Source organism: Ralstonia mannitolilytica, from assembly GCF_000954135.1.
Lineage (GTDB): Bacteria > Pseudomonadota > Gammaproteobacteria > Burkholderiales > Burkholderiaceae > Ralstonia > Ralstonia mannitolilytica.
The window spans coordinates 1,710,144-1,722,072 of record NZ_CP010799.1; the positions used below are offsets into that span (position 1 = coordinate 1,710,144).

Below are 11,929 nucleotides of genomic sequence, written 5' to 3' on the forward strand. Positions count from 1 at the left end.
TTCAATCTGCGGATGGGGCCGACTCTGCCAGCTTGGCTTCGGTCAGAGTCATCAAGTGGGCGGAACTGCATTTCAGCGCACGGGCAATCTTGAGGATGAGAGGGAGCGTGGGGACATGCTCGCCGCGCTCGATCTTGCCCATGTGCGACCGTTCGATGCCGGCCATGTGGGCCAGCGTTTCCTGAGCGATGCCCTGGTTGGTTCTTTCTTCCCGCACGGCAGCCCCAAACGCGATGGCTGGTTCCGCTTCGTAGGTAGTGGTGCCGGTGGGGCGGCCCCTTTGGATCGAACGCTTTGGCATTGCCAAGAGCGTCGAACACGGTCACGATTTAAACCACGTTAAACTTAACTCATCCAACGGCTTCGAGATCCGTTGCCACGAGTTCACCGCCTGGGGGAGCTGGACGTGGAATCGAGTGACATCACCGCCGAAATTCGCATGGCCGTCCTCGGCGAATGGGTGCCTCCCCAGCTCGCCGACATGCTCGCCCTGCAGCGTGCCGAAGAGCCGGAGACTCATGCCGTCCTGGCCGGCTGGACAGATCCCGGTCGAGGCGCGGAGCTGCCGGGCGACGGCTTCGACTTCGCCTTGTCTGCGGTTGCCCGGCAGTGGCCTGGCTGGGTATGCGAGCCACTGTGGCATGACACGCTGGCGGTCGCCGTGGCCAAGCGCTCCCACCTGCTGGCCTACCGTGAAGTGCCGTGCCAGGAAGTGCTCAAGCAGCCGTTGATCTGGTCGCAGTCCACGGCCGATGAACCATGGCGCATGACCCTGCAGCGCGTGTTTGAGAACGCGCTGCAGGAGCGGGAGCAAACGGTGGAGACATTCGATGTGGCGATGACGCTGGTTGCCGCCGGGTACGGGATCGCCATTGCGCCTGCCGCGAGACTGGCGAGCTACCTACGCCGAGGCATCGCCATGCGGCCGCTGGCCGGCGCACCAATGATCGTGATGGCTTACCTGCTCCGCCGCAACGCTACCTTGTCGGACACCCAGGCAAGATTCGCCCGACGCGCGCGCTTGGTGTCCTGACAGACGTGCGGGGATCGCGGTTTCGCCACGATCCCGCATTCCTGCTGCTAGGCGACTCCGACTCGCGGCGGGGTCCATTCGCTTTCCTTCACGGCTGTGCTCACTGCCATGACGAGCTTGTCGAGATTGCCGGCCGTCACGCCCTCCAGTGCCGAATGCCCCCGCAGCATCGAGCGCGGTTGCAGCAGTGCATGGTAGATCTGCCAAGGGTCCGCACCCCTGGTCAGCTTGAGGACGGACTGGATCAGCTCGTGCTTGAGTGGGTCGAGGTGCCAGTCCGGCACCCGCTGGCCGCGGTTGCCCACGTTCAACGCCAGCAAGTTGCCGGCCTTGATCTCGTAGCTGATCCACCTGCGGGACTTGCCCGCCATCTTCGCAAACGCCGCGACGGGAAGGTTGTGCGGCGCTTCGAAGACATCGAACAGTTCCATCCTCTCGCGCTGAATGTCCGAAGGCACCAGCGGCGCGGCCGACCGAGGGGGCGGAACCGCCGGCAGCCGATGTGCGGCGGCAGAAACCAACGGCATGGCGTCGCCGGGCTTCGTCACGAGCAGGATTGGCGAAGCGGCAACCGGCGTGGAGGGTGCGCTTGCGGTTTGCTCATTCGGGAACGCGGGCACGCCTTCCAGATGCACGGTGAGCGGCATGCTGGCCGCCTCGACCTGGTTCTGCTCGAAGAGGTCGAGCCGATCGGCCCAGTCCTGCATCATGCGGCGACGCTGTTCCACGTACTCGGCATGGTTGTAGGTCGCGCTGACCTTGTTGGGATCGACATGCGAGAGCTGTGCATCCACCCAGACCTTCGGGTAGCCGATCTCGTTGAGCGCAGTGGACATCGTGCCGCGGATACCGTGTCCCGTCAGGCGTTCCTGATAGCCCATGCGTTTGAGCGCACCATTGAGCGTGTTCTCGCTGATGCGCTTCTTCAAGTCGCTGTCGTGCCGGAACAGGTAGCGCTGGGCCGGCTTGAACTCATCGAGCAGGTGCCGGACGATCTCCATGGCCTGAATCGACAGCGGCACGATGTAGGGCGGGATGTCCTTCGCCTGCTGCCGCTTCTTGCGCATATCCAACTGGAGTTGCTTCACGACGTCGGCCGGGATGATCCACAGCCCACGGTCCAGATCGAATTGATCCGGCATTGCCTGTCGCAGCTCGCCGGTTCGCACGCCGGTCAGCAGCAATAGCCGCAGCCCGAGCTGGGTCTGCCGCCTGCCGCGATAGCTGCGCAGACGCTGCAACAGCTTCGGCAGCTCGGCCATGCGCAGGAACGGGTTGTGGTTGACGGGTGGCAGCGGCAGCGCCACCACATCGAGATCGGCGGCGGGGTTCTGCTCCAGGCCCGGCACGATCACCAGCGCGTAGCGGAACAGTTGGTTGAACCACGTTCTGACTTTCTCGGCGACGGAGAGCGCCTTGCGCTTCTCGATCTTGGCGATCACCTCCAACAGGTCGGGACGCTTGATCTCATAGACCGACCGCTTGCCCAAGGCGGGCAGCACATCCTTGTCGAAGATGCGCGGAAGTATCGAGAGGGTCGTCTGCCGGCCTTCCTTGAGGCTGAGCCCGCGATGCTTGAGCCACTTGCGATACACCGCATCGAAGGTGTTTTCGTCGGCGAGCCGGACAGCGGTGCGCTTCTGCTTGCGGTGAACGCGAGGATTGGTGCCTTTGGCCAGCAGTGCGCGCGCTTCGTCGCGCAGGCTGCGGGCCTCGCGAAGCGTCACCTCCGGGTAGGTGCCGAGCGACATCCGCTTCTGCTTGCCCGCCCAGTAGTAGCGGAAGTGCCAAGTCCTGCCCCCTGCAGCCGTGACGGCCAGGGAGAGGCCATCCAGGTCAGGGAGGGTGTATGCCTTGCCAGTTGCCTTGGCCTGTCGAACGGCCAGGTCTGAGAGTGCCATGCTCTTGCTCCTGAACATGAGTCAGGAACCAGATGCTGGTCACGTCGACCTCGCCCCTCCATCAACAATCCGGAATCAGCCGCGCCCGCAAAAATGGACTTGTTTGTGGACTTAAAAGTCCCGACTGTAGGCGGATCGCAGTGGACCGCGGCAGAACGTCAAAGAGAGGAAAAGTCCTTGTGTGGCAACGACTTGCAGACTCTCTTGGACTTCTGCGGAAGTCCGCAGAATGATGCAGTGGAGCGGGCGATGGGAATCGAACCCACGGCTCTAGCTTGGGAAGCTAGGGTATTACCATTATACGACGCCCGCGTAGCCCCACATTCTATGCGGGGTTGCGGCGGTTCGGCAAGCTGAGAGCGTGGAGGGTGGCGTGAAAAGTGGCGCCACCGCCACTCCGCTCGCTGCATTCGCTGGCGCCTGTCTCCCCCCTAAACCCCCTGGCTCGCTAGCAAGTAGCGTAGCAGGAGCAGTTCAATCATAGCCCCTGCAGATGCTGGCGCTCGCGAGACCATGGTTGTCTCTGCAAAAGATGCGCATTGCCTCGCCAGGTGAGTCCGATGTGGTCGGAATCCAATAATTGCTTACCACCAAATACTTGACGGTTACCAGAGTCGATCGAAGCCCGATCCAAGTCAAAGCGTGCTCGAGTGACGACAGTATTGGATTGGAGGACTCGATTTCATATTGAATGCTAAAAATGGCGGCGTCCGGTTCCATCCAAGGGCGGTCAGACAGTGGAGGTAAGCGGAACTTTTTCTCTGAGTTTGCCAATATTTTTTGTCCGTCAAGCTCTTTGTACGCTGCCGCAGGAATGTAATTTATGTTCCCACCGGGGAGTTCAACCTTACCGTCCGGCGTGATATTCGCGTATAGGTCTTGGGTTGTGTGGTAAACGAGCTGCTGCGAGGGTGCGCTCACGCGAAAGCGCTTGACTACTTTGTCAGATGGAGTGGCGTTCTTGAGCTGAAATTCATAGCCGCGATTGAGTGCCTGCACGAACTCACGCGACACGTCACCTACCAGATACTGATAGGCCCCAGTCGCCAGCAAGGCAGAGATACCCGAGCCAACAAGGAACTTCCATGATCCGGCAAACCCTTTGCTTTTTCGTTCATTGTCTCGTTCGGGTTGAGTGCTGCTGCCGGCGCCGGTATTACCAATTCTCTTCTTTCTCTTTTTTCTCATAAAGTGGTTTCGTTCATGCCTATTATTAATGCTGGATTGATGTGATGGTAAAATCTATTGCGAGAGTCGTGTGTGTTTTATTTTGTCAGGCAAATTTTTGTGCGCGGCAAGAGTGCCGCCCTCCCCATGTTTCCATTTGATATATGCAGAACTGCGTGAGTAATGTTGTCCGTTACAGCGGAGACTTGGCGGTGGTGGGTAGGGGTTTGGCAGATAACTGAGTTATTTGTATTGCTATATGCGTTACTTATCTGCTCGAATGTTGATCGTTTGATTTATTGTTTCCATCCCTTGAGGGTGGGGCTATGCATGATTCGGGTGGATGTTCGCAACACTAAAGTCTGTGTTTGGTAAGTCTTATTGTTAAGGTTTGGTAACTGTTGATGAGTATTTGCTGTTTGTGTTCGTAATCTTCGTACCCCTAAAATAATCGGTTCTGAAAAATCGATGCGTGGTGTCCGGGGCTGTCTGAATTTTTGTGTTCAAGGCTTTTTATTCGGGCTGCCGTTTCAGACGAGCCCGGTGGACATATTACGCGGCCGGTCGTGTAAAGCGCTCCCCATAGGCGATGGCGAACTGGTTCATGGCGTCTTTCCACTGCCTGGCTGCTCGGCCCCAGTCAGCCGTGATGTTGCGCAAGGCCAGCCACAGCAGCTTGGTGGCGGCATCATCGCTGGGAAAGTGCCCCCGCGTCTTGATGATTTTGCGCAGCTGACTGTGCAGGCTCTCGATGGCATTGGTCGTGTAAATCACCTTGCGCACCGCCGGGCTGAACGCAAAAAACGGAATGACGCGCTCCCAGGCCCGGCGCCAGGCCGCCACCACCGTGGGAAACTTCTGCCCCCAGGGACCAGCTTCCAGGGCATCGAGTTGGGCCGCTGCGGCTTCTGCGCTGGGCGCCGTGTAGATGGGCTTGAGCGCCGCTGCCAGCGCCTTGCGGTCCTTCCAGCTGGCATAGTCCAGGCTGTTGCGGATCAAGTGCACGATACAGGTCTGCAGCGTCGTGGTCGGAAACACCGCCCCAAGCGCCTCGGCTATGCCCTTGAGGCCGTCGGTGACGGCAATCAGGATGTCGGCTACACCACGGGTCTTCAGATCGTTGAACACCTTCATCCAGAACTTGGCCCCCTCGGTGTTCTCGATCCACAGGCCCAGGATGTCGCGGGTGCCGTCGGGCAGCACGCCCAGCGCCAGATAGATGGCCTTGTTGCGCACCACGGCATCCTCGCGGATCTTGACCCGCAGACAGTCGAAGAATACGACCGGGTACATCGGCTCCAGCGGGCGTGCCTGCCAGGCGGTGACCTCGGCCATTACCTCATCCGTGACGCAACTGATGAATTCAGGACTGACCTCGGTGCCGTACTGCTCGGCCAGAAAGCCCTGGATCTCACGCACCGTCATGCCCCGCGCGTACATGGCTACGATCTTGTCGTCAAAGCCGGTGAAACGCCGCTCGTGCTTGGGGATCAGGATGGGCTCGAAGGAGCCTGCGCGGTCGCGCGGCACTTCGATGCGCAGCGGCCCGTCCTGAGTCAGCACCGTCTTGGCGGACTTGCCGTTGCGCTGGTTGGCTGCATCCTCGGGGCGGGCGCTGCCGGGCGGGTAGCCCAGGTGGTACGACAGTTCTGCGCCCAGCGCCCGCTCGATCAGCGCTTTCTTCAGCGCCATGGTGGTGGCGTTGATCTGTTCGGCCGTCATCGGCGTGGTGCCGCCGGTCAGTTGTTCAATGAGTTCGTGGGGAATAGACGGCAGCGCCGCCGTGCCGGCTGCCGCCGGTTTCTTCTTGCTTGGCATAGATGCTCCTTTCCAACATGCTATGCCTCAAACACAAAATTCCTGACAGGCTCTGGTGTCCCATAACGCTACCATCCCTGAGCCGATGTACCTGCCACAATCCGCACTGTCGGCGTTATCGGGCCTGCTCGGCCAGCACACCCGCCAAATCACCATCGAGACAGCACTGACCACGGACAATCTGGTGGTCGAGCGCTTCACGGCCAAAGAGTCGGTGTCCTCGCCGTTCGTGCTGCACGTCGATTGCCTGAGCCCATCCGCCCACATCGACACCGCCAAGCTGGCAACCGAGGAAATCACGCTGCGGTTGATGCTGCCCGATGGCAACCGACGTGCATGGCATGGCTACGTGGTGGGCTGTGCCGCGCTCGGCGGCGATGGGGGTCTTGCACGCTATCGGTTGACTGTCGGTTCTTGGTTCGACCGACTGCGCACGCGCACGGACTGCTACGTCTACGAAAACAAGACCGCGCTGGAAATCATCGAAGAGGTCTTCGCCGACTATCCACTCGCGCATTTCCGTTTGGCGGTGAGCCAGCCAATGAGGAAGCGCTCCATCTGCTGCCAGTACCGCGAAACCGACTTCGCGTTTGTGGAACGCCTGCTAGCAGAAGAGGGCTTGTCCTACCGGTTCGAGCACCAGCAAGGCGATGCATCTCAATCCAGCGATGGCAAGGCGGCGCAATCCCGCCACTGCCTGGTGATTTTTGACAACGACGCCGAACGACCGACCTGCGCACAGCCGGAGATTCGCTTTCACCGCGTGGATGCCACCGAGCAGGAAGACGCCATTGAGCGCCTTTCGCGCACGCATACCGTTGGCACCAATGCGGTGACGCTCGCATCGTGGGACTACAAGGCGTTGGCAGCGACCTCCGCCCAGGCGAGTGCGAGCGATCCCGGTGGCGAACTGCCGACGCTGGAGAGCTTCGAGGCTTCCGGTCCCTATCGATTCAAGGATGCGAAAGGCGCTGACCACGCTGCGCGTCTACGCATGCAAGCCCATGAGGGCGGCTACCTTCGCTATCAGGGCCAAGGCAGTGTGCGCCAGCTTGGCGCGTGTCAGCGATTCAAGCTCACGCAGCACTTCGATAGCGGTCACAGCGAGTTCGTGACGCTCCAGGTCGAGCATGACGCCGCCAACAACCTCGGCGCCGACCTTGCCCGTCTGTTGGGCACCACGGAAATCGAATCGGGCAGCTACCGGAACCGCTTCACCGCCGTGCCGGCTGAGGCTCCCATCGTTCCTGTCTATCGTCGTCGGCCCACTGCACCGGAGGGGCAAGCTGCAGTGGTGATCGCCGATGATGGTGCGCCGCTTACGACCGACCGCGATCACCGCGTGCGTGTCCGCTTCCCGTGGCTTCGCGCTCCAGATACCAGTTCCTTCCGCGACCCGGACAGCAGCGACCGCAGCCAAGTCACCGCCTGGGTACGCGTGGCGACCTCCAGCGCAGGTCCCAATTGGGGTGCGAACCACTTGCCGCGCGCCGGCACGCAGGTGCTGCTGACCTACATCGATGGGGATATTGATAGGCCGCTGGCGGCCATGCAGCTCCACAGCGAGCAGGACGCTTTGCCTTGGCCCGCTCCTGATGCTCCGCTAGGACAGGTACTTTCCGGCTGGCACTCGCAGGGGCTCGGTGGGGATGGCTACAACCAGTGGGTGGTCGATGACCACCCCGGTCAGCTACGGATGCGGCTGGCAAGCTCCACCGCCAGCAGCCAACTCAACCTGGGCTACGTGATGTCGCACGGCGCGACCGGTGGCGAGCGGGGTAGCTGGCGTGGCACCGGGGCGGAACTGCGCACCGATGCGTGGGCGGTGGTCCGCGCTGGTGGCGGTCTGTTGCTCTCGACCACGGCACAACCACGGGCAGGCGGAACATTGCTCGACGCGCACGAGGCACGCGGTCAGCTCACAGCAGCGCAGAAGACCGCGCAGCGCTTGTCCGATGCCGCATCGAGCCAACAGGCATTGCCGCTGGCGGCCAACGAAGCCTTCGACCCGCTCACACAGGCGTTGGACCCCGCCCAGGATGGCCACTACGACAGCAACGTCAATGGGCAGGATGCAACGCAGCCGAACAAGGCACCGGTAGAACGCTTCGGCCAACCCTGGCTGGTGACAGAGTCGCCCACCAGCATTGCGCTCGCCTCGCAGGCAACCACCACCGTCTACGCAGGCCGACACTTGCACGGCACCGCTCAAGGAGACTGGCATCTCGCCGCTGGCAATGTCATTGCCGCTGCAGCGGCCAAAGGTGTGAGCCTGTTTGCGCAGCGCAATGGGGTTCGGGTGATTGCCGAAGGTGGGCCGGTCTCCATTCAGGCCCACACCGATGCGCTGGCAGTGCTCGCTGATAAAGCCGTCACCGTGACTTCCTCTGCGGCTTCGGTCGAAATCCTGGCACAGCAGAACATCGTGTTGCATGGCGGGGATTCGATGATCCGGCTGGAGGGCAATGCCATCACCTTCGAGACGACCAAGCTGGACGTGAAGGGGGCAGGGCACCCGCTGATCGGGCCGGGTGGGCAGGCTGCGACATTGCCGGCGTTGCCTGTGGGAGCCTTGGGTGAGCCCTCGCACTTCATCGAACTGAACCACCACTACGACGATCTGGAGCCCGTCAAAGGCGCGCCCTACAAGCTGCACTTCAGCGACGGGACCACGATCTCCGGCAAGGTGGATGGCAACGGCTTCGCTCGCCATGAGGGCGTCCCGCCAGGTGAAGCCAAGGTCGAATGGGGTGAAGACGCACGCAAATGGGCAGCCGAGTCGCAACGCACCAATGACCGCTTTGGCGCTGCCGCCGACGCTGACTCTGCCATCGCCCTCGTCAAAAGCTTGTTGTCATGATCGCTCGCACCATTCCCATCACCCAGGTCAAGCCGGACCTGAAGGACTCGCTGCGCATGGCCGTGGCGGAAATCGAACGTTTCCTGGCGATGTTCTACCCGGCCGAAGCGATCGACCAGACCCACGCGGCAAAGGCCATCGCCGGCCAGTGGCTGTCACGCGTCAAGGGCTTCCACGAGGACGACGACTTCCTGCACCTCGTGCGCGACTTCCTGAGCTATGTGCTCAGCGGTGGGGAGCACTCGCGTATCTCGGATCAACTGGCCTATTACTTCTCCGGATTCATGCCGAGCTACGGCTCGGCCTGCATCCTGCTCGGCATGGTCGCCGACGGGTTGCCTTGGTCTGAGGTGCAGGCGTTCATGCACAGCCAGTCCTACGGCAATGCTCGCGAGTACATCGAGACCTTCGATTGGGCCAGTGGACGCAAGCGCGCCGACGCTGAAGTCGATGCGTGGCTGGCTATTCTGCGAGAGCAAGACACCCGCCTGCAAACGGCAATGACGGGTGAGCCCGTCCTGCTCGCGTTTGCCCCGCCAAGCGCTACACCTAATGGGCCGGTCACGGATGTGCCCGCTCGTGGACCTCTACCCGCGCCACGCCCGCCGGTGCCTGCCGTGCCACCGGAACCCGAAGCGCAGATGGCGCGCAGGCTGGCGCCTTCGCTGATTCGAATCGCCAAGGTTCCATCCATATCGCTATGGCCTCTCTTGCTTCTTTTAGTCCCGGCTAACGCCCTCAGGAAGAATACCGAGGACGAGGACATGCGGAAGCTGCATGAGCAGTATGCACGGCAGCAGAAGCTGGTCGTACGCGACACGCAGCAGAAGGCGGATGCCACGACCGACCAGACCAACAACGAGTGCAAGGCTCAGATCGAGCAAAACCAGAAGAACGGGGCCGTTTGCGAGAATGACGGCTATGTGTTGATGGAGTCGGCACTGCAGTACAAGCGCTTGGTGAATCCGCCCAAAGGCAAAGGGCTTGATGGTTTGTTTGAGAAGTTGGAGCCGCTCAACCAGCCGGCACCGATGCCGGACACAGTGACCGTGCCCAAGCCGGGGAAGCTGGTGTTTATCCCTGCCGACAAGAAGCCGCCTCGGCCTGAATACGCGTATGCAAAGCCGAAGCCGGGCGTAACGATCGCGCCAACCTATCCAAAGTTTGTCGTGTTCGAGGCCAAGCACATTTCAAAGGGATTTGAGCCGACAGATACAGACGGGATAAAGAAAGAGGCTAGGCGACGGCTGGGGGAAACGTGTGATGGGACGCAGATGAGTGTCCCGTGGACAGAAGAGCGGATTCCTCAAGCGCTCAGGCGAAAAGACAGCCTCATTCGGGATAGGCGGGCGCAGAATGATAAGCGTGAGGAAATAGATGAGCATGGCTACGCTCGCTGGATATTTGTCTGTTTGCCCGGGCCAGTAGGAGACGCAAAGCCGTCGAAGCTATTTGTCTTCATCGACGTTGTTGAAGCGAAGATGGATTTAGAGAAAACTCCCGGCCCAACATCGAGCCATCCTAACGGGAAAAACGGACTATAAGGAGTTGAAATGGCATTCAAGGATGTGCGCCGACAGAAGTTTCTGGACGAAAAAAACTATCGTGAGCTGGATGAGCAACTGGCCGACTATATTCAAAGGTGTTACAAGAAGCTGGCAAACGGTTCCGAGCTTACTGACCAGGCAATGCAGCGTTTCCGTTGGTCGGCGGCCTCTGATGGGTTGCAACAACTGATCCTTCGTTACACGGCAGGCCGTCCCGTTGAGGACCTTCGTGCGCAACTTCCGCAAGTTGTTGAGGACTTCGATGTTTATATCGCTAACGAAGTATCACCGCGAAAAAAAGACCCTCCACGTAACGTCGCCGACACGCTTGAAATCACTCAGCTCGAAGCCTACGTCTATGTGTTCTGGTTGCTTGCTCTATGCAAACTGCTGCGGCACGAGGCGCTGATTCCCAAGGTCATGAGTTGGGTTGATAAGACATTCGACTTCAATCGGGGCCGGGATATCCTGTTCGAGAACGTTGTGCAGGCGTTGACAGGTAATCATGTCGAATCAGAGAAGGTCTTGCTGCATCCCGAGCCATATCGACCGCTGGGTCGCGCCACCGTGTACGCGCCCGAAGAACGCCCTGCGCTGGTCAAAGAGTTCGTCGAGACTTGGTACAAGCACATGAAACCGTGCTACTGGCACGGTACGCATACCGAAGGCACGTCTTACTTCGGCTATTGGGCTTTCGAGGCAGCGCTTGTCACTGTCCTCTGGGATATTGACGACAGCAGCTACCGGGACAACCTCGTCTATCCCAGGGACTTGGTGGACTGGTATCGAGCCCATGGCAATGGCTACACCGCGCCAAGCACGCCACCGCGCCAGCCAGCCGGCCAGCCATGCCCGAAGGAAGGCTGGTGGTTCACTCCTGCCGCTGCTGGCTCACGACGGCATTTCAAGCAAGGCGAAATCATGCCGGAGGTGCGATCCGACTATGGCTCAACCTTCTGGCAATGGGATAGCGATCAGTCCGCACCGAAGCTGTAGCCTTAGTTCTTGCCGGGGTGCCTGCGTATTACCGAAGGTGTCCTCTCGGCAGATAACGTACTCGGTATGCCTCGTGTGCCCGTTGTCTGCCGCGCGATGAACGTTGATGGTTGGCGTATGACTTCCAGCCCTCAACGACATGTCGCAGACCCTCACCCAAGAGCAGGAGAGTTTTATCGCTGATGTTGTCGCCGAGCAGTTCGGCAAGACCATGGGCTTCGCGCGATTCGCGCATGCGCTGGCGATGATCTGCGAGGACATCGCTGGGTTCGAGGCTGTTCCCAGCATCGACGTGGTTCTGCGTATATGGGCCGCCTATGTCTGGCGCCAAGGCTGACCGTACATATGACTATGGCGTTTGTTTGCGTCGCCGAAGTTGCGGATGCTTCGCCCGGAGTAGGGCCGTGAACTGCTGGACAAAGCTCACCAGCGCCCGTTCGTCCTCGTCCAAGTCTTTGAGCACGTCAGACACCGCAGCACTCTGATCGTCAATGTGCCGTGATCCGCGCCGCAAAAGCGCGTCCACGGTGCAGTCCAGTGCATCGCTCAACTGCTGAAGCCGGTACAGGGTAGGGACCCGCGTACCGCGTTCCCATCGAGACGCCGC

General features: G+C 60.5%; 9 protein-coding genes, 1 tRNA gene and 1 pseudogene. 5 read left to right on the forward strand and 6 right to left on the reverse strand.

Translation table 11 applies throughout. The features are described from left to right. Position 1: 1 nt before the first annotated feature. Positions 2 to 301 carry a helix-turn-helix domain-containing protein gene (locus TK49_RS08155; protein ID WP_003282197.1) on the reverse strand — a complete coding sequence of 100 codons (300 nt, stop codon included), beginning with the start codon at positions 299 to 301 and terminating at the stop codon, positions 2 to 4. A gap of 105 nt (positions 302 to 406) precedes the next feature. On the opposite strand from TK49_RS08155, the gene TK49_RS08160 reads away from it, so the two are divergent. Next, positions 407 to 1,033, forward strand: coding sequence for a LysR substrate-binding domain-containing protein (locus TK49_RS08160; RefSeq protein WP_045786227.1), 627 nt, complete (start codon positions 407 to 409; stop codon positions 1,031 to 1,033). 47 nt (positions 1,034 to 1,080) lie between these two features. On the opposite strand, the gene TK49_RS08165 is transcribed toward TK49_RS08160, so the two are convergent. The 4 genes from TK49_RS08165 to TK49_RS08180 all read right to left on the reverse strand — a co-directional run bounded on the left by TK49_RS08165 (position 1,081) and on the right by TK49_RS08180 (position 5,919). Beyond that, positions 1,081 to 2,934, reverse strand: a complete 1,854-nt coding sequence (locus TK49_RS08165; protein WP_045786228.1) for a tyrosine-type recombinase/integrase — start codon at positions 2,932 to 2,934, stop codon at positions 1,081 to 1,083. Positions 2,935 to 3,172: 238 nt separating this feature from the next. Further along, positions 3,173 to 3,246: transfer RNA gene (locus tag TK49_RS08170), tRNA-Gly, on the reverse strand. Positions 3,247 to 3,408: 162 nt separating this feature from the next. Beyond that, entirely contained in the window at positions 3,409 to 4,122 is a 714-nt protein-coding gene (locus TK49_RS08175) for a hypothetical protein (protein WP_157773995.1), read from the reverse strand. Positions 4,123 to 4,653: 531 nt separating this feature from the next. Then, positions 4,654 to 5,919: an IS256 family transposase gene (locus TK49_RS08180; protein ID WP_045220114.1), complete on the reverse strand. Its 1,266-nt coding sequence runs from the start codon at positions 5,917 to 5,919 to the stop codon at positions 4,654 to 4,656. Positions 5,920 to 6,004: 85 nt separating this feature from the next. Between TK49_RS08180 and TK49_RS08185 the strand changes: the two genes are divergently transcribed. The 4 genes from TK49_RS08185 to TK49_RS08200 all read left to right on the forward strand — a co-directional run bounded on the left by TK49_RS08185 (position 6,005) and on the right by TK49_RS08200 (position 11,659). Next, positions 6,005 to 8,779, forward strand: coding sequence for a type VI secretion system Vgr family protein (locus TK49_RS08185; RefSeq protein ID WP_045786230.1), 2,775 nt, complete (start codon positions 6,005 to 6,007; stop codon positions 8,777 to 8,779). Beyond that, the gene (locus TK49_RS08190; protein WP_045786231.1) at positions 8,776 to 10,323 is read left to right on the forward strand and encodes a hypothetical protein; all 1,548 of its coding nucleotides are present in this window, start codon (positions 8,776 to 8,778) and stop codon (positions 10,321 to 10,323) included. Before TK49_RS08185 ends, TK49_RS08190 begins: the two co-directional genes overlap by 4 nt. 9 nt (positions 10,324 to 10,332) lie before the next feature. Continuing rightward, entirely contained in the window at positions 10,333 to 11,322 is a 990-nt protein-coding gene (locus TK49_RS08195) for a PoNe immunity protein domain-containing protein (protein ID WP_045786232.1), read from the forward strand. Positions 11,323 to 11,461: 139 nt separating this feature from the next. Beyond that, positions 11,462 to 11,659: a hypothetical protein gene (locus TK49_RS08200; protein WP_045786233.1), complete on the forward strand. Its 198-nt coding sequence runs from the start codon at positions 11,462 to 11,464 to the stop codon at positions 11,657 to 11,659. 12 nt (positions 11,660 to 11,671) lie between these two features. Here the strand turns inward: TK49_RS08200 and TK49_RS25085 are convergent. Beyond that, positions 11,672 to 11,920 (reverse strand): annotated as a pseudogene (locus TK49_RS25085) (helix-turn-helix domain-containing protein); the annotation flags it as partial. Positions 11,921 to 11,929 lie beyond the last annotated feature (9 nt).

Bases quoted from the DNA above. Each gene is read 5' to 3' on its own strand.
- TK49_RS08155 (WP_003282197.1), bottom strand. From the start codon at position 301: ATGCCAAAGCGTTCGATCCAAAGGGGCCGCCCCACCGGCACCACTACC.
- TK49_RS08165 (WP_045786228.1), bottom strand. From the start codon at position 2,934: ATGGCACTCTCAGACCTGGCCGTTCGACAGGCCAAGGCAACTGGCAAG.
- TK49_RS08175 (WP_157773995.1), bottom strand. From the start codon at position 4,122: ATGAGAAAAAAGAGAAAGAAGAGAATTGGTAATACCGGCGCCGGCAGC.
- TK49_RS08180 (WP_045220114.1), bottom strand. From the start codon at position 5,919: ATGCCAAGCAAGAAGAAACCGGCGGCAGCCGGCACGGCGGCGCTGCCG.
- TK49_RS08185 (WP_045786230.1), top strand. From the start codon at position 6,005: ATGTACCTGCCACAATCCGCACTGTCGGCGTTATCGGGCCTGCTCGGC.
- TK49_RS08190 (WP_045786231.1), top strand. From the start codon at position 8,776: ATGATCGCTCGCACCATTCCCATCACCCAGGTCAAGCCGGACCTGAAG.
- TK49_RS08195 (WP_045786232.1), top strand. From the start codon at position 10,333: ATGGCATTCAAGGATGTGCGCCGACAGAAGTTTCTGGACGAAAAAAAC.
- TK49_RS08200 (WP_045786233.1), top strand. From the start codon at position 11,462: ATGTCGCAGACCCTCACCCAAGAGCAGGAGAGTTTTATCGCTGATGTT.